The sequence below is a fragment of the Mycobacterium sp. OAS707 genome, assembly GCF_014873705.1.
GTDB lineage: Bacteria > Actinomycetota > Actinomycetes > Mycobacteriales > Mycobacteriaceae > Mycobacterium.
The window spans coordinates 1953052-1973379 of record NZ_JADBDS010000001.1 but is presented as its reverse complement, the minus strand read 5'-3'; the positions used below and the strand labels follow the sequence as shown (position 1 = coordinate 1973379).

The following is a 20328-nucleotide window of genomic DNA, read 5'->3' as shown; positions in this document are numbered from 1 at the left end:
GTGGCGCATTGCGATGCCGCGCGTGGCAGCTAGATCACAGTTTCGCTGATCAGTTAGCGATCAGACGGGTGCGCTATCGGCAACTTCAGCCACGGGGTGGGGTTGAATCCGGGCACCCACGTCACCGGATATCCGCTGGAACGGGACGCCGGCACGAACACATGTCTGCGACACGATGTCGGGTGACGGCGCCCCAAAGACTCCGTACAGCACTTCGTCGGTCGGCACGGAAAGCGTGACGATCAACCGAACCGGCGTGCCCTCGGTACTGACGGCCACGGCGGCGGCATCGAGTTTGGCCACCATCTCATCGACCGATGTCGCGGTCATCTCGGGCAGATACCACTCGGCGAGGTAGTACGCCACATCAGCGAGGGCATCCATGAATCGGACGGTAGTGCGCAACGGTGCTGCTGGAATCGGGTGTTTCCCTATCCGTTCGCCTATCGGCTTGGACCACTCGGGCGTTGACGTCGCGCTGCTCGACCGTCGAATTCGCCACTAGCTCTATGCGCCATGATCATTTTGGCCCGGGCACCGCAATTTCCCGCAGCGATAATATTTGCCATCGTGAAGGATCCGTGCGATTACGGGAGGTTCTCGGTCTTGCCGTCGGCTCCGTGCGGCCGTCGCGTCCGCCGAATCGGAGGGTCGCCGAGTTCAATGCGACGTTGCGGCCCGCGCCCAGATTCGAGCGGCGCTCGGTCTGCCAAGGCCGGGGTGGATGGTGCGGCCATTTATGCAGCTAAAGGGCCGAATATGGGTCGTGTCGGGCAACGTTGAAGGGCCGGTTGGCCTGCCGCTTCACTCGGGCTCAGGCTGCCGTGCACCGCAAGCCGTCGGGCGTGGTTGGCGTAGGGATGTCCGTTAAGCGAAACAGCCGGGACCAAATGGTTGCATTGGTAACTAAGAGGAAATCTCCTCAATTTGCTGCAATCCCGCTGCGGTTATGAAAGGCTGATCCCGTTCGCAATCTTCGCAGATGTTGCCATGACCGACTCGTCGGCGCGGAGGCGAACGAAGGGGGTTAGAGGGCAGTGGTTCCGCACGCACCGTGATCGTCGGACGTCGAAGCGCACCGTTTGTGAATTGATAGCGCATGGTCAGTCGGGGGATTGGCCAAACAGCGTTCCGAGTAGATCCGATTGACGTACCACCTGGGGGAGTGCCATCGAAATGGCCGCACTAGCCAGCATCTGGGACGGAATACCGCACGAGACCCATCGTCCGAGGGTGTCCGTTGTCATCCCGGCGGTGAACGAAGAGCGAAACCTGCCGTACCTGGCATCCCGGATGCCGCGCGACATCGACGAGATCGTGTTCGTGAACGGGCCGTCGGTCGACCAAACTGCCGAAGTCGCCAGGCAGCTTTGGCCCGACGGTATCCACCTGTCGCAGACCCGCCGCGGCAAAGGCAATGCATTGGCATGTGGGTTCGCTGAAGCGTCCGGCGACATCATCGTGATGATGGACGCCGACGGCAGCACGTGTCCGACAGAGCTACCGCGATTCCTGGGCGCGCTGATCTCTGGTGCAGATTTCGCGAAGGGGTCTCGATTCGTCCAAGGCGGCGGCAGTGCAGACATCACGCGGTTCCGCAGTTTCGGGAATCACGGTCTCGTCGGCATCGTCAACAGACTGTTCTCCACCAAGTACACCGATCTGTGCTACGGCTTCAATGCGTTCTGGCGGCACTGCCTGGTTCACATGTGGCTGCCCGACATCGACGCGCCGCTGCCGCAGTGGGGGGACGGCTTCGAGATCGAAACCCTGATCAATCTGCGCGTGGCCGCTGCCGGGCTGAGCGTCGCAGAAGTGTGCAGCTATGAGAAGGCAAGGATGTACGGCCTGAGCAACCTCAACGCGGTCGGCGACGGGATGAGGGTGCTTCGGACCATCCAAAAGGAATACGCGCGTCTCAGGGCGTGTGGCGAATCGCCACGCGGAGACGGCAACATAGTGTCGACGCTCGACGCCGATGTCATCATTCCGGAAATCCTGAGCGGGCTACCGGAAGTTGTTGAATCACAACGCAGTTTCGAGCCTCACGTGATCAATGGCGCGAAGGTCCAAGCGTTCGTCGACAAGCCCGCCGATGACCGCGGAGCCTGAGGCGGTCGTCGACGGGCCGGCCTCACGGTTCGGGGCGCAGCGTCTGTATCGAGATGCTGCGTCACTGGCGTCGTCGTCTGTCACGAATGCTGTACTGGGCGTAGCCTTCTGGGCGCTTGCCGCGAAGATGTTCCCGCCCGCGCAACTTGGCGTGATGACCGCCGTGCTGGCGGTCATCGTGTCGGTCGCCATAGTGGTGGCGACGGGTGTCGGCGACGCGTACACCGCACTCCTTCCGGCCGCCGGGGTGGCTCGACTCCAGCTGTACCGCCGTGGCCAGCGGGTGTTCGTCGTGTTGGCGCTCGTGAGCGGCTTCGCTGCTGCCGGTGCGACGGTCGCCTGGCTCGATGAGGTCCGCGGCTCCGTCGTGGTCGCGATGTTGGTCATCATCGGCGTATTCGCCTGGGCCACCCTGACATTGCAGACCTCGGCGCTCGTTGCGCTCGGCCGGGCCCGTTGGTTGCCTGCGACCACCGTCGCGGTCAATCTCACGAAGATCGCGCTGCTCGTGCTGTTGGCCTACACCGAGAGCTGGCACCCGGTCGAACTGTCTTTCATCGTGGCCGCGGCGGTGGTGATCGCCGTTCTGCAACCGATGATCGCCAGGGTCGTGCGATCAGGTAGAGACCTGCCCCCGGCCGCCGCCCCCGAGGGTGTGCTCAACCGCACGTTCCGCTTGTTCGTCGGACAGACCGTGACGTCCTCGGCGCTCACCATGGGGTTGCTGATGGTCACCCCGTTTCTGGTGACGGTCTATTCCGATCCGAAGCAGGGCGCGTTGTTCGCCCTATCCCTTTCGATAGCGCAGGCGCTCGATTTCGTCGGCGGGTCCCTTGCCATGTCACTTGTGGTTCACGCATCCAGTGCGCCCGAAGAAGCGGGGGTGATGACGCGCAAGATCATGATCCGCGCCGTCGCGCTGTCGAGCGTCGGGGCGGTCGTTCTGATCGCCGTCGTCCCAACGGCTTTGCGCCTACTCAATCCGGAGTACGGCGCACTGGGAGCCACCGGCGTGATCGCGGCCCTGGCCGCAGGCTCGGTTGTTCGCTGCATCTACATGGTGTGGGCCGCGCTGCAGAAGGCGCGCCGCAACATGACGACCCCGCTCGTCCTGAACGCCATCACCGGAGTCGTGTTGATCACCGCCATACCCGTCCTGGTGCCCGCGCGCGGGGCATGGGGTGGAGCGATCGCGCTATTGTTTGCCCAAGTCGTCCTCGTTGCTGGAATCATCATCCATTACGGGGCCACGCGGAGGCGGGCCAGGTGAGCGCTACCGTCCGGTGGGGGGACGAGGAAATGACCGAGACGCTTCGGCCGATCGTCAGTGCCGCTCCCGCGCAAACATGGGCAGGCGCGACGTGGGTTGGCCAGATCGACGAGGAGCACGTCGATGGTCAGCGGATGCAGCTCTTCGGCGCCGAGGATTTCGCCAGGGCGCGGCTGCTGGTGTGGAGCAATGGCCAACCGCGCGGTTTCGTTGAGGCTTCCATTGTCGACGGAGGAGTCGACGGCTCGGTGCTGCGAGCCGGCATCGACGAGTTGCCTGCAATCGTTGAGAAGTCGGAGCGTAAAGATTTGCCACCGATCTCGGTAGTGGTGTGCACGCGTGACCGCCCCGAGCAATTGCGAGACGTCATAAAGAACCTGACGGAGCTGCCTTATCCGGAGTATGAGGTGCTGGTCGTCGACAACAACCCCGCCAGCGGACTGACACCGCCGGTGGTCGAGGCGTTCGCAGGCGCCAACGTCCGTCTCGTCAGCGCCGCGGGCAGCGGGCTCTCGATCGCTCGCAACACAGCGTTGAAGCACGCCCATTTCGACATCGTCGCCTTCACCGACGACGACGTCATCGTCGACCCGAACTGGTTGGACAATCTCGCATTCGGCTTCGGGCGCGACGAGCGCGTGGCGTGTGTGTGCGGCATGGTGCCGAGCGCCGAGCTGGCTACTCCCGCGCAGTCGTATTTTGACCGACGCGTTGGATGGGCTCGTCGGTGTGATGCCGCGGTGTTCAGCCTCGCCGATCCGCCGCCCGACGACGCGCTTTTTCCGTTCCGGGTGGCTCAATACGGGACAGGCGCGAACTTCGCGGTGCGCACGGATGCCGCCGTCGAGGTCGGCGGGTTTGACGAAGGAATGGGAATCGGATCACCGACCGGAGGAGGCGAGGACATCGACATGTTCGTTCGCCTGTTGTTGGCCGGTTGGTTGTTGGTGCGCGAGCCGTCGGCGGTGGTCTGGCATCAACATCGCCGTACGCCAGAGGAACTCGAGGACCAGATTCACAATTACGGCCTCGGGCTTGGGGCGTGGATCTCGAAGCTTCTGGTCAAGCCGCGGACGCTGCGGATGGTGTTGGTGCGTGGCCGCAAGGCCATCGACCATCTCAGAGGTGTGACCGTTGTCGACCCGCCGGACACGATCGCAGATGATCCCCGCCTGGTGCGGCTCGATCGTCGTGAACTTCATGGTGTGCTCACAGGACCGTTCGCATTGGCGCGAGCGCGAATCGCGGGTCGAAAGGCGAAACCATTGACGACGCCCTCATTTTCGCTGTTTCGGGCACTCGACTACCGCCAGGGTCAGATGTTTGGTGATCCGGACAATGCCATTGCCGCCGGACGATTGGCAGTCCTTGCTGTCGTGCTGGGCTTGGTCGGCGCTCTGGGCGCGGTTTCGGCTTTACCCACATTTCTGCTGGCGATTGCGGTGGGGCTCTTCATGTTTGGCGGGCCCGGCAGCCTCGTGATGTCCTGGTACACGCGCCTGCCCACCGGCGTGATGGTTTCCCTTGTGCCCGCGATCAGCGTGTCGATCTGCCTGCTGGTGGTGACGGCCCTCATCATGCTCGGCTTCTATGACCCAACCGTCGTCCTGTTCGGGCTGACCGGAGCGACCGTTGCCTTCGGGCTGCTTCGACTCGGATTCCTCGCCGCCCGAGCCCGTCGGAAGGCGGTGACGTCCGCATGACCGCGACGGTCGTCGCCGGCCAGGAAGTCGAGACGGTTGCCGCCGACATCGCCGAGCCCGCCCGGCCGCCCCGCCGGTGGTTGCCATGGGCGCTGCTGGCTGTCAGCGCCATCTGCTATGTCATCGGCGAACGCTCGATTCCCGACGCCGGACCATCGCAGTGGGGATTGATCGGCGCCACGTCACCGGCCTATCCGATCGCCATCGCGCTCGTCGTCATTGCGTTCACGATCGCGATCCGGCAGGCCAACGTGGTGTCGTCGGCGATCGCCACGATCTGCCTCGTCTTGGTGTTGCAACTGCCGCGGGCGACGGCAACCGATATGCCGATGTATTCCTGGACGTACAAGCACCTCGGTGTCGTGGACTACATCCAGCACTCCGGCGGGTTGGCGTGGGGCCTCGACATTTACAACGGTTGGCCCGGCTTGTTCGCGCTGACCGCCTGGTTCTCGGATTTGACCGGCGTCCCGCCCATCGTGATCGCGCACTGGTGGACACCGTGCTTCCATTTGGCGCTGGTGGCCATGGTGTACGGGGTGGCGCGAGCATGGGGTCTTGCTCCGTTGCACGCTGTGACGGCGATGTTCATGGTCGCAGCGCTCAACTGGGTTGCCCAGGACTATTTTTCGCCCCAGTCGGTTGGTCTCTTTCTGTCCGCGGCGATCATCGCGCTCCTCGGGCTGTCGCGGGAACGCCGAACGGGCGTATGCCTGATCATCGTTCTGTTCGCAGCGGTGAACCTGACGCACCCGCTCACTCCCTACTGGGTCGCGCTGCTCATCGGGCTGCTGGTCATTTCGCGCAACATGCGGCCGTGGTGGATCCTGTTTCCGCTGGCCGCTCTGCTGGCCGGCCAGCTGTGGCTGAACTGGGACCAGGTCAGCGACTTCAAGGACCACCTGTCGCTGGACTTCTTCAGAAACCTGCAGACAAATCTCGGCCGCTTCCATTTCGATCCGGTATTCGGCCAGCGTGTTGTCGGCTGGGGCAACCGCGCGATGGCCGTTGCCCTCTGGGGCGCAACGGCTTTGACGCTGCTGTACCGGTGGCGCAGGAAGCAGCCGTTCTTCGCGCTTGCAGTGCTGTCCTTCACTGGCATGTGTCTGGTCGGCGGCCTCGACTACGGCGGCGAGTCGATTTTCCGCGTTTACCTGTACTGCTTGATGGGGTGTTCTCTGGTGCTCGCGCCGGTAGTGGTGGCAATACTGCAGGGCGGACTGCGCGGCTACACCGCGGCGGTGTGCGTGTTGCTGATCGCGATCTCGGCGTCGGTCATGGGGAACACCGGTTCGTGGTTCGCCAACGTCATGCCCAAGAACCAGGTCGAGACGTCAGAACAGGTGCTGGCTCAGGCGGAGCTACCCGCATACATCACCGAAGCCGCACCGAACTGGCCGGAACGCAGCACCTGGCGGTATGCGAACTACATGCGCTTCAAGAGCAGTTTTGACCAGCCGATGATCTTCAAGAACGAGTTGATCAAGCGGCATTTCAATACCGACGAAGACTACGAGTGGGTCATCAAGGCACTCGACGGGCGTCAGGACGCGTCGACGTACTTGATCATCACCGACCAGATGCAGGTGTACTGCTGGTATTTCGGAATCCTGCCGTGGGATGCGCTGCCCAATCTGAAGGCACGGCTCTACGCAGACCGCGAACGGTGGGAGCCCTTCTTCGAGGGCGAAGGTGTCACGGTCTTCGTTCACAAGATTCGGCCAAGTGGCTCACCGGACCCGGTCATGGTGGGCAACGCCGCCCAGCGAGGCCGCGGGTAGGCCGCCGATGAACAGGGTCCGCGGCCGCAGTGACGACACCGTTGCGTTGCAGCGGCGCGACCGGCCCTGGCTCGACACCTACGTCACGGTCCTGGTCGGCTCCTTCGAGATGCCTTCGACGGATGACTTGAGGACAGCGGTCGCCGCACTGGCGAAGCGATATCCGGCCAGCCGCCTGACGTGGCGACCCGACGACGCCAGGCGGTACTGGATCACCGACCGGCCCGCCGAATCCATTGTCGTCGAACGGGATTGGGACGACGCGACCGATGTCGGCGACCGGGTCGCCGACCTGGCAGGCGACCCGACACTGGAACCACCGCTCAGCCTGATCCGCTATCCGCGGCACATTGGACTGAGGATGTCGCACGGTGTCGGCGACGGTCGGCTGTTTCTCACTGTGATCGCCGCGGCCTTGCAAACCGCCATCACCGGCGAAGTGGTGCAATGGCCAGTCCAGAGCGCCGGTCGTTTCCCACTGGCCTCGGCGGCATTCAACACGTTCGGCCGTCGGCCCGCGTTGGCCTTGGCTGCCATTGCTGATCGACCGGATCACGACGGTGCGACGAATCCGCCTGGCGAGCAGCGCCCTTGGTCACCGTCTCGCAGCGTGCAGCACACCAACATGCCGCGAGAGCAGGCGGACGAAATGTATGCCTGGGGTAAGCGAAATACTCCGCGCGCCAGTCGGTTCGCACTTCAGGTCTCTCTGTATCTGAAGGCATTGCACAAGGCGGGCCTCGAGATTGCCCCGGATGTGCGGGTCATCGTCGACCTTCGGCGGTATCTCGGGTGGAAGTACATCGACGGGAATTTCGTCGCAGGCGTTCCGATGCTGCTCGACTGGACCATGGGTCCCGAGGAGATTTCGGTGCGGATCAAGTCGACGAGCGCCTCTGGGCGTCCGCTCGCCGGCCAGATGCTCGCTGCGCTGCTGGGCGGCGTTTCGATGCCGGAGGCGACGTCGGTCGACACCGCCGCGCGACCGAGGATGACATTCAGCAATCTCGGGTGGTCGCCCGAGATCGACAGCCTGCCCTTCCTGCCCGACGAACCGCCCGTCTATGCGGGAAGCGTCCCGCCGGAGGGTCCGCTCGGGATGACAGTTCTCTGCGGCGACAACCGCCGAGTGATGGCCATGGATACGACGTTTCACGACAACGCGGTCAATCCGGTCATGTTGAGAGAGGCGATGGGCTTGGCATTGGCCGACCCGATCGGCCTCCTTTCCGACTCACGAGGAGCACGACTAGGTTGACCGCTTCTACGCAGTCCTCGATCCGGCGGCCCTCGGCCATCCGTTCACTACTCGTCCTGGTGCTGTGCGTGGTCATGGTCACCGCAACCGCATGTGCCGACCGGCAGAAGGGCGTCGAATACGAGTATTTGAGGCTCACGGTCGACGGTCAGGAAACGCTGGGCATCGCGGGCAAGGACAAGCTCATCCGAGCGGTGGTCGTCTACTTCCACGACGCCGGTGACGACGAGTTCGCAATGACTGCTGACGAGCCACACGCAAAGCTGACAAGCGCGCTCGTCAACGCGGGATTTGCCGTGGTTGCGAGCAGGGCCAGTGGGGACGCGTGGGGCAACGCGGCATCGCAACGCAACTACATCTATGTGGGCGGTACGGCCGCACAGCACTACCGGACCGAAAACGTGTTTTTTCTCGCCGACGGGATGGGCGCCATCGCCGCTGCGAATCTGCTCGCAGCGGGGCCCACGGTAAGGGTACGTGGCTTCGCGGCGATCAACCCGGTGTTTGATTTGAAAGCCGTTGCACCACAATATGAATCCGCGGTCACGAAGATGTACCCCGACGCTTCGATTCATGAGGTGAATCCGATGGGGCTGCCCTTCAACGCGTTCAAGGGCAAGGCCATGCGGTTCTATGTGAGTCCTGACGATCAGGTCGTGCGTAGCGATGCGAATGCACGCGCGTTCGCGGCCCGATTCGGATCAGTCTCAGACATCTCCGTCGTCGATTGCGCGGGCAACGACGGCAGCGCCGCCTGCTATCAAGGTGACGACCTGGTGAAATGGTTCGCCGAGCAGGAGAAGCGTTCGTAGCCTGCGCATCTCACAGAAATCCGAGGTCCCTGCGGCCCGCTCCCACGATCTGTTCGGAATCCGTGCCGAGGCCGTGCATGAGCACCTCGGAGTAGACGTCACGAAAATCCGTGGTCACCTTGAGGTCACCGTCGTCGAGATCGGTCAGGCTGGGCTCGTCACCATAGAACCCACCCTTGACTCGGGCGCCTGCGATGAACACGGGGCCTGCGGTGCCGTGATCAGTGCCAAGCGATGCGTTGGCCGCCAGTCGCCTGCCGAACTCCGAGTACGCCATCACCACCACGTTGCGACCGTAGCGGTCCTCCGCCATCCGTTGCAGGAACCCGCTGACGGCGGTATCGAACGTCGAAAGCAGTTGCTGTTGGGTGTCTCGTTCGTCGGCGTGGGTGTCGAACCCGCCCAACGAAACGGTATACACCTGGGTGGGGACGCCGGCGGAGATCGCGCGGGCCACCATCTCGAGTTGGTCGGCGAGCGGGTTGTCGTAGCCGTCGTAGGCAGCGGTGGCGCCGGCATCGGCCGGTTGCGGTTGCAGAGCGCTGTCGGCACGCTGCGCTGCCCGGTAGGCGGCGCGCACAGTCGACATCGCCGGGGTGTCTTCGCGATCGTCGGCACCCAGTGCGGCGATGGTGTCCTGGTACGGGTGTCCCGCCTCATCGCCGACGATGAGTGCTGCGGCCGTGTACTTTTCGCCGATGGTCAGCGGAGGCAACACGGCTCCGATGTTGACCGCGCGTAGCGGGTCGTCGCCGGTCGCGTCGAGCCAACGTCCGATCCAGCCGGTGTTCACCGGCTCCGACGGGGAGGCGGTCTGCCAAATGTCCATCGACCGGAAGTGGCTGCGGTCGGGTTTCGGATACCCCACGCCGCGGACGACCGCAAGGTGGCGGCTCTGCCATAGCTCGTACATGCCCTTGAGGCCCGGGTTCAGCCCGAGCTGGTCATCGAGGTGCAGCACTTCGGTTGCGTCGTAGGCCAATTCGGGCCTGGCACTGTAATATGAGCTGTCGCTGTATGGCACCACGGTGTTGACGCCGTCGTTACCGCCGTACAGCGTGACGAGCACCAGGATTCCGCTGCCGTGGGCAAGGGGTCGAGTACGCGCCGCGTCCAGCAGGTCGGGCCACGTCACCGCGGCGGTACCGACCAGCAGTCCTGCCGCACCGGCACCGGCGCTGGCCAACAGGAATCGTCGGCGGGTGAGTTCGACCATGTCTGTGCCTTATGCCCCTTACGAAGTCAGATTTTCCGGTGTGTTCGCCGCCGCCGCGACGAGCGCAGGCGGGTTGTCGACGAACTTGCGCAATGCCTGCGCGCTGTGGTCGGTCCAGGCACCGATGCCGAGGAGATAGCCGGCGGCATCCAAACGGTCAGCGGCAGCGGCCTGCTCGACGGTCGACAGATCAGCCGAGCCGGCCAGCGACACCGCCACGGCGAATCGGATGTCGGTGCTGGCATTCGACAACCACGCGCGACCGCTCGGCCAGCCGCCGACGTCGGGGGGATAAAAGGGTTTGTGCCCGAGGTTTGTGAGGGTGTCTGCGAGCCCCTTGGCGAGCGGGAGATCGAATAGCCGGGCGTCGAACGGAACGCGCAGCGACCGCACCAGCCCGACCGCCCATTCGGTTGGGGTGTTGATCATCCCGCCCGGGTGCTCGGTGAACTCCCGGTCGGTCAGTATCGCCTTGGTCAGCGCCATCAGATCGCGGTTGGGGCCGTATGCGGTGACGAGCCGGTCAAGCGTGCTCGGCGGTGGAGCCGAATCGATGGCGAGTTGGCGCCACAGCCGACCGGCTACGAAATGAGCGGATTCGGGCGCCGCGAGGACGATATCGCAGAACGCCGCGGCGTCGAGGTCGCCGGAGACGCCGAGCACTGTCTTCGACTGGGGGTCGCGGTCCTTGGCGACAACATGGGGCTGGCCGCCGCGGCCGACCGCCCATCCGGTCAGCGCCCGCGCACCCTCGCGGACGTCGACCTCGCCGTAGCCGTTCCCGTGTCCAAGGGCGAACAACTCCATGAACTCACGCGAGAGGTTCTCGTTCGGCGAAGCCGCGGTGTTGCGTATGCCGTCGAGCCACCGCAACATCGCCGCGTCGGTGAGCATCGCGTACGCCAAGGTCCGAAAGTCGCCGAGCTTCAAGGTGCGCAGCGCCTGGTTCTGGGCCGCCATCCACGCCGCGTACCGAACCTTCTTTGCCGAGGTGGCAAAGTGGTTGTGCCACAACAATGTCAACTTCTCGTGGACGGGCTCCTCGACGGACGCCATCCGGGTGAGCCACCATGAAGTCAGCGTCCGCATCTGTGCGTCGCGTTGTTCCTCGTAGGCCGCCATGGCGTCATCGGTTTGGTCGCCGGCCGGTTTCGCAGGCGGCGTCAGCTCGGGCATTGGCGTCGCGATCGCCCCGGGATCGGCATCCGGATCGGAGGCAAGAATGCGATCGAGATACGCGGACGGTTCCTCGCCCGCGATGGCGTCCACCGCGGCACCGGCGGCGCCGAACCCGATGCGCCGCATCAACCGTGCGGCGGCGATCCACTCGGCGGACTGCGTAGCCACCCATCCGATTCTAGCCACGCCGCCGCTGCCGAAGCGCGTTTGCTGACAATCAGCAGTTCCGGTCCGGTTTAGCGACTCTGCGCCCAGTCGGATATGTCGAAATCGAGGGTGGCCGCGAGATCTTGATTGTGCGGACGGAAGAATTCCTGCAGCATCTCGCGGGTCTTTGGACTCATTGCGCTGCCGTAGGTGCCTTGATGCAGGCGTGGGTAATTGAGGTCGGCGACTTCGCTGGAGGAAAGCCCGAGGAACTCCACCGTTCGCTGTACGACCGCGGCAGGGTGGTTCGACAGATCTTCGCTCTTCAATACGAGAATCTGCTCGGGTCGGTAGAGCGAATACCACCGGTCAAGCTGTTGGGCGTACAAACCGCGACTCATGTAGGTGTGATGCTGGTGTGAGTAGTCGTCGCCGACGTCCTCGGCGAGCCTGGCGCCGTCACCGATCAGTTTCAATTCACGTGCCAGCGCATCTTCGAAGGATGACGTTTCAAGTCCGTGTTTGACGGAGTGCGCATAGTGCGAATAGGCGCGGTCAACTGGATTGCGCAGGACCGCGACGAGCCTGGCGTCGGACAGCATGTCGGCGACCCGCCGGGGTACAGCAGGGTGAAACAGATAGTAGGGCGTCGCCTCGCCGGTGATCGACCCGGGCGGCACGCGGGATGGAAAATGAGTCAGGTACCAATTCCGGCCTCTCTCGAAGTTGAGATCGAAGTAGTGAATCTCCTTCCGTAGGGCGGGTTTCACCGAAGGGTGCGCTGTCAAATATCGGTAAAGCGATGTCGTTCCGCTTTTTTGGGCGCCCAAGATGAGGAATGCCGGCTCGGTGTAGCGGCCGACGGACACCGCGATCGTGCGATCGATTCGAAGCCGCCGCGCCAAACCGTATTTGCGATCGTCGCTGAGCGGGATGGCTTTCAGCGCTGCCTTCAGTGAATCCCTCACCACACCCCCTGCGGCGGTTACCGAGTTAGCCCGGCAACTCGCAGCATACAATCGAGACGTCGATCCGGGGGAGCTCGTGTACGAAGAAGTGGTAATCACCGAAAGAGCCGTCAACGGCATCGAGTTCGATCAGCCACCTTCGGCGCCGACCCGGCGGCTGATAATCTGTACCACCCCTCGGTCTGGCTCGTATCTCCTTGCGCGACAGTTGATTCGCGCTGGTATTGGGATTCCTCACGAGTATCTGAATCCCGTCAACATCTCGGTCATCGCGGCCCGCAGTTGCGGCTCCTATCTTGACTGGGTCGAGCACAACCGAACGACGCCGAACGGCGTGTTCGCCGCCAAGTTGCACTGGCCACAGATGGAGAAGCATCCAGAAGTGATCAACGCGTGGCTACGCCAACCCGGCACCGTATGCCTGTTCTTGCACCGCCGCCGCCTGCTTTCGCAGGCCGTGTCTTTCAGGGCGTCCCTGCACACCGGCATCTGGGACGTCGCAGACGAGATCAGCGCTGCCCCGCGGGCGCTGCCAGGGCTGACCGAGAACCGGGAGACGGACCACCTGGCATACCGCCTCATCGCGTGGAACGGCATGTGGCGGTTCTTCTTTGAGTCCAACGACATCGACGTAGTCGACCTGGCGTACGAGGACTTCGTGGCCGATCAGTCCAAGACGATCGCGGATATCGGCGCGAAGCTGGGGGTCGCGTGTGACGTGCCGCCCCCGGAGCCGTATTCGGGTTCGGGATCGAAAAGCGACGAGCAGGCGCAGCGTCGCTACCTTCAAACGTGGGCGTACCCGGATGATGGAGCGCCGCCACTGCGATATTCGCGCAGACTTGCTGTCGGCGCGCTGCTCGACTCGACTCGTCGCGGCGTCACCCGTCGATTGCGTTCGGTGCCAAGAATTTTCGTCAAGCGAAGCTGACACGGTTCGAGCGCAGTATCCCGATGACCGGGGGCAGCATGATCAGCCCTTCGATGAACAGCACGCCGCACAGCAGGGTGGCCGCCCTGTCGATCCCGCCGCCGAGCTTCATGGCCGTCGCCACGGCGACAAGCTCGACAATGGCGCCGATCATGCAGACCATGCCTGCCGTCCGAACGCGATCACGGACCCGCGATATCGCCGCGTAGTGCTGTTTGATCACGATGGGGACATAGGCGAGGGTCAGGATCGCAAGGGTGGTTGCCCCGAAGTCCGCGTATTCCGGACGGAAGATCGACAGCACCGGATGCGCAAGCAATGCCAGCAGCGGCATGCCGACGCATCCCGCGACGACAGAGACCGAGAGCGTGAAGCGGACCTTCCTGCGGAGGGTTTCTGGATCGCGCGTCGAGACCGCGAACAGGGTCGTGGAGAGGTGCGTCGGCACCAGGTAGAGGAAGCCGACGAGCATCCACGAGACATAAAAGACCGCGGTGGACTTGCCTGGGGCGAATGCCGCCACAACAACAGGCATCGCGAGCCGAGGGATGCTGATGGCCATGTTGAGCGTGTTGTAATGCGCTATCTGCGTTACCAATCCACGAAGGTGACGGGGAGAGCGCAGTCGCATGCTTGGCACGCCCCGTCGTCGTAACGGCCGAGCGGTTATCGCGACCGAGAGCACGACGGTGCTGGCCCACACGATCAGGACGGTGTCGGACGTCCTGCCGACCAGTAAGGCCAGCAGAAATACGCCGGGGATGCGTAGCGCCACCAGCACGGTGTTTCGCACCATCCGGGTCATCTGGACATATCCGCCGGTGACGCCGAGCGAAGCCTGATCCAAGACCAGCGCCCAACTCGAAACGGCGACGCCGACGATGAACAACACATACGTCGGCCAGTGAGTTCCGAAAACGTGATGCAGGCCCATGTTCGGTAGCGAGGCGACGACGAGCGCAAAGCACGTGGCAAGGGCCGCCGACAGCACCGCCGAAACGCCAAGCGCGGCCGGTAGTAGCGGATCGATGCGCGTGCGGTCCTGCGCCAACTGCCCGACCAGCATGGTGCCGAGCCCGAATACCCCAAGCACGCTCAGCACTGTCACCGAGGAGACGATGGCTGTCGCGTGGCCCATCTCGGTCGGTGAGAACGTGCGCGCGACGACGAGCCAGAAGAAGAATCCGCCGACGGACGTGACGAGCGTCGAGCCCATCAACGAAACCGAGCCAACCACGATGTCGCGGTGACCGACTAATTTGCCGCCGACGCGTCGAAACAGGGTCTGCGAGGGCGCTTCTTGCCGCGGCGGCGGCGGGTCTGATCGAGACTTGACGGGCGCTCCGCACCCCTTCTTGCCGGCTGGTTCGTCAAACGAGTCGGTCACAGATCCCCCACACAAACACTTCGAGCGCCCCACTCCCGGCCCGCTGCCCCGTCAGCCGCCGTTAATTTCGCATGGTACGGGGGTCTGGTTGCTGCGCGCAGCACAATGGCATTTGCGAATGGTCTGCAGGGTTAGCCAGATTTGCGGCGTAAGCGCAGTTAGGATGACCGGACATTCGTCGTGCGGGCGGGGAGCGATGGAAGTTGTGATCGTCGGGTCGGGTCCATCCGCGGCCGCCGCGGCGCTGGCGCTCGACGAGACACCGGATGTCGCGATCACCGTTCTTGACCTCGGCGGCGAACTCGAAAGTGAGCGAGTGACCGCGCGCTCGGCGATGGCGCGAACGGCACCGGACTCGTGGCGGCCCAACGATCTGCAGCTCGTGTCGGCGCGGCCGGAGTCCGGCAGTCCTGGCGAATTACCGACGAAACAGATCTACGGATCGAACTTTCCGTTTCAGGACTTCGGCCAACTCGACCGGATCGGTGCCGACGCGGGTGCGAACCGGTTGGTGGTGTCCGGTGCCTACGGTGGCTTCTCCAACACCTGGGGCGCGCAGGTGATGCCGTACTCGACGGGCACCTTCCGGACCTGGCCTATCGCGCGCAGCGATCTCGAACCGCACTACCGCGACGTCCTCGAGCGCATCCCGTATGCCGCAGAGTCGGACGATCTCGAGGAGACGTTTCCCCTGATGGGCGCCCCCGACCGGCTGCCGAAGGTGACGGCCCGTACCGCCGGGGTCCTGCGCCGCTACGAGAAGCACCGCATCAAGGTCAGGGCGCAGGGGGTGATCGTCGGACACGCGCGTCTGGCGCTGCGGGCTTCGGCGTGCCGACTCTGCGGGCTGTGCATGACGGGCTGCCCCTACGAGCTGATCTATTCCGCCTCCCAAACGTTTGACGAGCTCAGAAGCAGGCGGCGCGTCGCTTACCGGTCGGGGGTGCGGGTTCATCGCATCGAGGAGCGCGACGACGGTGTCTCGGTTCACGCGATCGAAATTGCGACGCGACAGCCGGTGACCTTGCGGGCAGACAAAGTCTTCATCGGTGCCGGCGCCATCGGGACGACCAGGATAGTCGCCAACTCTCTCGGGCTCACCGACCGCACGGTGAGGATGGCCGAGTCGGTGCAGTACATGGTGCCGTTTCTGTCGCGCAAGCCCGAGACGCGGCTGTCGCAGCAGGGCGAGTTCACGCTGAACCAGTTCAACCTGTTCGTCAGCTTCGACAGCGACGGCAAGGACGCCGCGCTCGTGCATTGCTACCCGTACAACGACATCATGGTGGACGCGCTACCCGCCGTGGTCGCGACTGGCCCGCTAAGTGCCCTTGGCAGAAGAGGTTTGCGTCATCTCACGGTCGGCCTCGGTTACCTGCCATCGTGGGCATCGCCGTCGGTTGACCTACGAATCGGGCTCGCGGAAGAGGACGGTACGTTGCCGCCGGTCCGTGTGAAGTCAGGTGAGAACGAAATGACGAAGCCAATGCTGAAGCGTGTGATTCGTCAGCTCCGGCGCTGCGGACCGGCACTCGATCTGTTTCCGATACCGGGCCAGACGCGTATCTCGGCGCCTGCGAAGAGCTATCACTTCGGCGGGTCGTTCCCGATGACCAGCGGCGGCGAAGGCGAGTTCCGCAGTGACCTCCTCGGCCGGGTAGGCCCGTGGCGCAACGTCCATCTCATCGACGGGTCCGTCTTCCCGACAGTGCCTGCCACCACCTTCACGTTGACGGTGATGGCCAATGCGCACCGCATCGCTGCCGACGCCGTCGGTGCCACCTGATGCCAACGTTGGCGCTCACCGGGGCCACCGGATACTTGGGCTCCGTGTTGTCCAGCGAGCTGACAGCCAAGGGCCACGAGGTGATTGCGCTGACGCGCTGCCGCCCTGAGGTCGATGTCGCAGAGTGGCGGCGCTTCGATCTCGGTAAACCCTTGGACGCCAACGCATTCGACGGGGTTGATGCGTTGATTCACGCCGCCTGGGTGTTGAGCGGCAAAGACACCTCCGAACTGTGGCGCCAGAACGTCGTCGGCTCGCGGCGGCTGATAGAGACTGCGGTGGCCTCGGGCGTGGGCACGGTCGTGTTCGTCTCATCGATGTCCGCCTACTTCGGGACCAGGCAGGCCTACGGGCTCATGAAGCTCGCCGTCGAACGCACAGCCCTGGATCTCGGCGGCATTGTGGTCCGTCCCGGGCTGGTATATGGGCCGTCGCCTGGCGGAATGGCGGGCACCTTGAAGCGGATTTCGCGGTTACCGCTGTGGCCCAGATTCCCGTCGGCACAGCTGTTTTTGGCTCACGAGGCCGACGTCGCTGCGGCGATGGCACGGTCAGTCGAGTCCTCCGACGAGTTATCGGGCCACATCCTCGGTTTCGCCAACCCCACGCCACTCGACCTGTCGTCGATTCTGGTCGGGCTTTCGGATCACGGCCGCCGTCGCCCCGCTCTTCCTGTTCCGGCCGGGCTGGTGATGGCCGTGCTGCGCGGGCTCGAAAGTATGGGCGTTCAATTGCCGTTTCGATCCGACTCACTACTCGGGCTCGTCGAATCCGCGAAGGTCCTGCCCGGGCAGGAGTTGCTCGCCGAGCGCGGCATCGAATTCAGACCGCTGGTCGCGCCATAAAGGTGCTCGATGAGTCGAATCGCGAACACGACGACCATCAGCGTCGAATTGGCTTGTCCCGAAGTCGGAAACACCGAGCTGGCGACCACATGCAGGTTGGGAATACCGTGCACCGCAAGGTTTTCGTCGACCACACCGTCGTCGGGGTCCTTCGACATCCGGGTGGTGCCGACCTGATGGAACCCTCCGCCGGTGCGCTCGCGCACCGCGGCGTGCAGGTCGTCGGCCAGGTACTCCAGCCGCCCAACACCGTTGGCACGCAGGTACTTGTCCCAGTGCCGGTGAGCCGCTATGACGCCGTCGATGTCCTTGTCGGTCCATCGGATATCGATCTCGAGGCGAGGCATTCCGAGTTCGTCGACATTGTCTGAAAGCCTGACACAGCTGTCGTACTGCGGCAGGTGCTCAGCGTGGTATTGGAACGGGTATCGATTGTTCCGGTTGAGGACGAAGAAACCAGGCGGCCTGCGCCCAGATGAGAACAACCGTTTCAGGCCGAAGCCGAGTCCGAACCAGATCGTGGCGACGGGTTCGCGCGCGAGGTTGCGGATATGCGCCCACACCGACGATCTGCTCGCCATTCCGTAGGGAGTGCCAGGGACCCTGCGACCAGTGAGGGGGAGGCGCTGCGCCGGCGGGGCAACGAGCGAGCCGAGCGGTGAGTGCAATACGAGATACGTCAAAGAGAGCCAGGCATTTCGATGCGACGCGTCGGCTAGCTCTGGGTTGGCGATCCAGCCGGAGATGTTGGGCAGTTCGTGTTGGATCAGATAGTCGTGGTCGAATGTGAAGCGGCGCCTGACATATGACCCGTCGACGTCGTGCTCGTAGTAGTAAATCGTCTGATCCGCCGGTGTGGTGAGGACGAGGTCGGCAACCACGCCCTCGAGATGCGCCATGTACCAATGGCCGAGATGGCCGGAGTGATCGCCGATGCTCTTTCCCGCCGGTCCCGGTGAGCACATGAGCAATCGGGTGCTCTCCAACCCGCCCGTTGCCACGATGATGTCGTCGCCGCCGATGGTGAACGAGCCGCCCGACAAGGTCCTGCACTCGACACCCGCCGCTCTGCTCTGATCGTCGTTGAGATTGATCCGCACACAGGTGGTATCGGTGATGACCGTCAGGCCGGGGGTATCACGCAGGTCGCTGAAGTACACTTTCCCGAAATTCGTTGGCAGCGACCATCGTTCGAGCGTTGACGTCAGAACATCGCCGTCTTCGAGACCGGGAACCAGGTGGCGGGGCAGATGCTCGATATCTCTGACGTCGAAGACCGGGCGCCCGCATTGCATCCATTCGCAGGCGCGGTCCAGAAACGCCACGGCGTCCCGGTAGGAAACCGGCCACCGGGCATCGCGCGTGAGGTCGCGCTGGACGAAGTCGACCGCGTCGTAGGGTACGCAGCGACCGCCCCAGATCGACGTTGTTCCGCCGATTCCGCGGCTCACGGTGAACTCGACCGGCGCGTGCAGATCTGGCTTAGGCCTGCGTGCCTTCGAGAGTCGTTGGTAAACGCGCCGCCTGCGGCGGTTGCCGGTTTCGACGACGATGACCTCGATGCCTTTGCGGCTGGCCTCCAGGGCAGACACGATGCCCGCCGGGCCGGCGCCGATGACGACGAGTTGCGCGTGCAGGTGCGCTCCCTGCTCAATGTCGTTGCCGGAGATGATCATTGCTGCGTGGCGTCGTGACCTAGGAGTTGCGCTGTCTGAAGGCTTCGCGGACGTACAACCACGGGCCCCGCCACAGCCCCTTGTGGCTGGCGCGGAACAATCGTTCTGGCAGGGGGTTCTGCCCGCGTCGCCGCCCGTTTTTCAGCATCGCGCGCACCTCGCGAGGCACGAACCCGAGGATTCGCCACGCATTTCGGGGCGAGGCGAGAAGCGAGCTCATGTAGAAAGCGGTGAGTCCGGCCGAGTTGCCGAACAGCTGACTCTCCAGAGCCGCGTCGGTGCGGCGGTGATAGTGCCATGTGATCGCGGGCGGCCAATGCAGGATTGCCGAGCCTGCCTGCAGGAGCCGGGAGAACGCCTGGGTGTCCTCGCCGCCCTTCGTCAATGTCCCTGCGCCCAAACGGTTCTCGAAACCTCCGATGGCGCGCAAAGCTGCCGTTCGCATTGCCATGTTGCCGCCCGATCCGAAGATGGGTCGTGGATACAACGGGTCGACGACAGGCGGCGCGCCCGCCCGCAGGACGGTCGGCTCCATGCCGCGCCCCTTGTTGAAACCGCCGTAGCGTTCCCAATCCACTTGCGCGCTCGTTTCCAACTCGGCAGGCAGCATCACGCCGACGACGGCGTCCGGGCGGTGCGGCGAGGCGAATCCTCGTTTCAGCCAGGTGATCCATTCCGGGTCAGCCACCTCGTCATCGTCGATCCATGCGACAAGATCACCGAGCTCCTCACCAAGTGCTCGGTTCCTGGCACGCGACAGCCCCGGAAGCGGTTCGTGATAGCAGCGAAGGTTCAAGCCGGGAAAATCGGTAAGCGAGTCGGCGATGTCCCGCTCCCGCGAATTGTCGATGACGACCACATCGAAGCTCTTGTCTGCCTGCTTCCGAAGACTGGTGAGCGTCCTGTGCAGCCCCTCGGCGCGATCTCGCGTGCAGATCACCACGGTCAAGCTGCTGTTGACGGAGTCGGTCGCCGCGACGGGCGCGGGCAGGTCCTTGCCTGCGAAATGGTCCCTCAATTCCGCAAGGGTGAGCGCCGACCGGTCCGCGATGTCCAGAAACCGAACCGCGACGCCGACGGTGTTCCGCCGGATGAGACACCATGCTGTCTGGTAGTGCGTCACATCCATCCTCTCGACGCCATACGTCGTCGACAGGTCGACGTCGAACACGGCGGCCGGTGGCCGCAACTCGTCGCGTCCGATGTCACGCACGGAGCACTCCGGAGGCCGGCCAGCCAGACACCATATGCCCGCCC

Annotated in this window: 16 protein-coding genes; 9 read left to right on the top strand and 7 right to left on the bottom strand. The window is 64.0% G+C overall.

The genetic code is table 11. The annotated features are described in order from the left end of the window. Positions 1-60 precede the first annotated feature (60 nt). Entirely contained in the window at positions 61-384 is a 324-nt protein-coding gene (locus tag GGC64_RS09775; protein ID WP_192722163.1) for a hypothetical protein, read from the bottom strand. A 792-nt stretch (positions 385-1176) separates the two neighbouring features. Between GGC64_RS09775 and GGC64_RS09770 the strand changes: the two genes are divergently transcribed. Genes GGC64_RS09770 through GGC64_RS09745 form a run of 6 tightly spaced genes read left to right on the top strand, consistent with a single transcriptional unit; the run spans position 1177 to position 8936 of the window. Continuing rightward, positions 1177-2112 carry a glycosyltransferase family 2 protein gene (locus GGC64_RS09770; RefSeq protein WP_192722162.1) on the top strand — a complete coding sequence of 312 codons (936 nt, stop codon included), beginning with the start codon at positions 1177-1179 and terminating at the stop codon, positions 2110-2112. Next, positions 2096-3382 carry a lipopolysaccharide biosynthesis protein gene (locus GGC64_RS09765; RefSeq protein WP_192722161.1) on the top strand — a complete coding sequence of 429 codons (1287 nt, stop codon included), beginning with the start codon at positions 2096-2098 and terminating at the stop codon, positions 3380-3382. Before GGC64_RS09770 ends, GGC64_RS09765 begins: the two co-directional genes overlap by 17 nt. Positions 3383-3411: 29 nt before the next feature. Next, positions 3412-5085 (top strand): glycosyltransferase family 2 protein, encoded by a 1674-nt coding sequence (locus GGC64_RS09760; protein ID WP_192722160.1) that lies wholly within the window; start codon positions 3412-3414, stop codon positions 5083-5085. After that, positions 5082-6866, top strand: coding sequence for a hypothetical protein (locus GGC64_RS09755; protein ID WP_192722159.1), 1785 nt, complete (start codon positions 5082-5084; stop codon positions 6864-6866). The genes GGC64_RS09760 and GGC64_RS09755 overlap by 4 nt, the downstream gene beginning before the upstream one ends. After that, entirely contained in the window at positions 6811-8124 is a 1314-nt protein-coding gene (locus tag GGC64_RS09750; RefSeq protein WP_192722158.1) for a hypothetical protein, read from the top strand. The genes GGC64_RS09755 and GGC64_RS09750 overlap by 56 nt, the downstream gene beginning before the upstream one ends. After that, a complete protein-coding gene (locus tag GGC64_RS09745) occupies positions 8121-8936 on the top strand; it encodes an alpha/beta hydrolase (protein WP_192722157.1) in 816 nt (271 codons plus the stop codon). The genes GGC64_RS09750 and GGC64_RS09745 overlap by 4 nt, the downstream gene beginning before the upstream one ends. Positions 8937-8946: 10 nt before the next feature. Here the strand turns inward: GGC64_RS09745 and GGC64_RS09740 are convergent, their stop codons facing one another. From GGC64_RS09740 to GGC64_RS09730, 3 genes are all read right to left on the bottom strand, one after another. Further along, on the bottom strand, positions 8947-10152 hold the full coding sequence (locus GGC64_RS09740; protein ID WP_192722156.1) for a DUF1501 domain-containing protein: 1206 nt from the start codon (positions 10150-10152) through the stop codon (positions 8947-8949). An 18-nt stretch (positions 10153-10170) separates the two neighbouring features. Further along, positions 10171-11499: a DUF1800 family protein gene (locus GGC64_RS09735; RefSeq protein ID WP_370582042.1), complete on the bottom strand. Its 1329-nt coding sequence runs from the start codon at positions 11497-11499 to the stop codon at positions 10171-10173. A 68-nt stretch (positions 11500-11567) separates the two neighbouring features. Continuing rightward, positions 11568-12566 carry a sulfotransferase domain-containing protein gene (locus tag GGC64_RS09730; RefSeq protein WP_192722155.1) on the bottom strand — a complete coding sequence of 333 codons (999 nt, stop codon included), beginning with the start codon at positions 12564-12566 and terminating at the stop codon, positions 11568-11570. Here GGC64_RS09730 and GGC64_RS09725 point away from each other — a divergent pair. Further along, positions 12523-13377, top strand: a complete 855-nt coding sequence (locus GGC64_RS09725) for a Stf0 family sulfotransferase (RefSeq protein WP_192722154.1) — start codon at positions 12523-12525, stop codon at positions 13375-13377. The two genes, GGC64_RS09730 and GGC64_RS09725, sit on opposite strands and share 44 nt — an antisense overlap. On the opposite strand, the gene GGC64_RS09720 is transcribed toward GGC64_RS09725, so the two are convergent. Further along, positions 13364-14764, bottom strand: a complete 1401-nt coding sequence (locus GGC64_RS09720) for a lipopolysaccharide biosynthesis protein (protein WP_369434918.1) — start codon at positions 14762-14764, stop codon at positions 13364-13366. The genes GGC64_RS09725 and GGC64_RS09720 overlap by 14 nt on opposite strands. Before the next feature lie 196 nt (positions 14765-14960). On the opposite strand from GGC64_RS09720, the gene GGC64_RS09715 reads away from it, so the two are divergent. Continuing rightward, the gene (locus GGC64_RS09715) at positions 14961-16550 is read left to right on the top strand and encodes a GMC oxidoreductase (protein WP_192722153.1); all 1590 of its coding nucleotides are present in this window, start codon (positions 14961-14963) and stop codon (positions 16548-16550) included. Beyond that, positions 16550-17395 (top strand): NAD(P)-dependent oxidoreductase, encoded by an 846-nt coding sequence (locus tag GGC64_RS09710; RefSeq protein WP_192722152.1) that lies wholly within the window; start codon positions 16550-16552, stop codon positions 17393-17395. The genes GGC64_RS09715 and GGC64_RS09710 overlap by 1 nt, the downstream gene beginning before the upstream one ends. On the opposite strand, the gene GGC64_RS09705 is transcribed toward GGC64_RS09710, so the two are convergent. Together GGC64_RS09705 and GGC64_RS09700 are read right to left on the bottom strand one after the other, a co-directional pair. Next, a complete protein-coding gene (locus GGC64_RS09705; RefSeq protein WP_192722151.1) occupies positions 17278-19071 on the bottom strand; it encodes a GMC oxidoreductase in 1794 nt (597 codons plus the stop codon). The two genes, GGC64_RS09710 and GGC64_RS09705, sit on opposite strands and share 118 nt — an antisense overlap. A 19-nt stretch (positions 19072-19090) precedes the next feature. Then, positions 19091-20284 (bottom strand): glycosyltransferase family 2 protein, encoded by a 1194-nt coding sequence (locus GGC64_RS09700; protein WP_192722150.1) that lies wholly within the window; start codon positions 20282-20284, stop codon positions 19091-19093. Between the last annotated feature and the right edge of the window lie 44 nt (positions 20285-20328).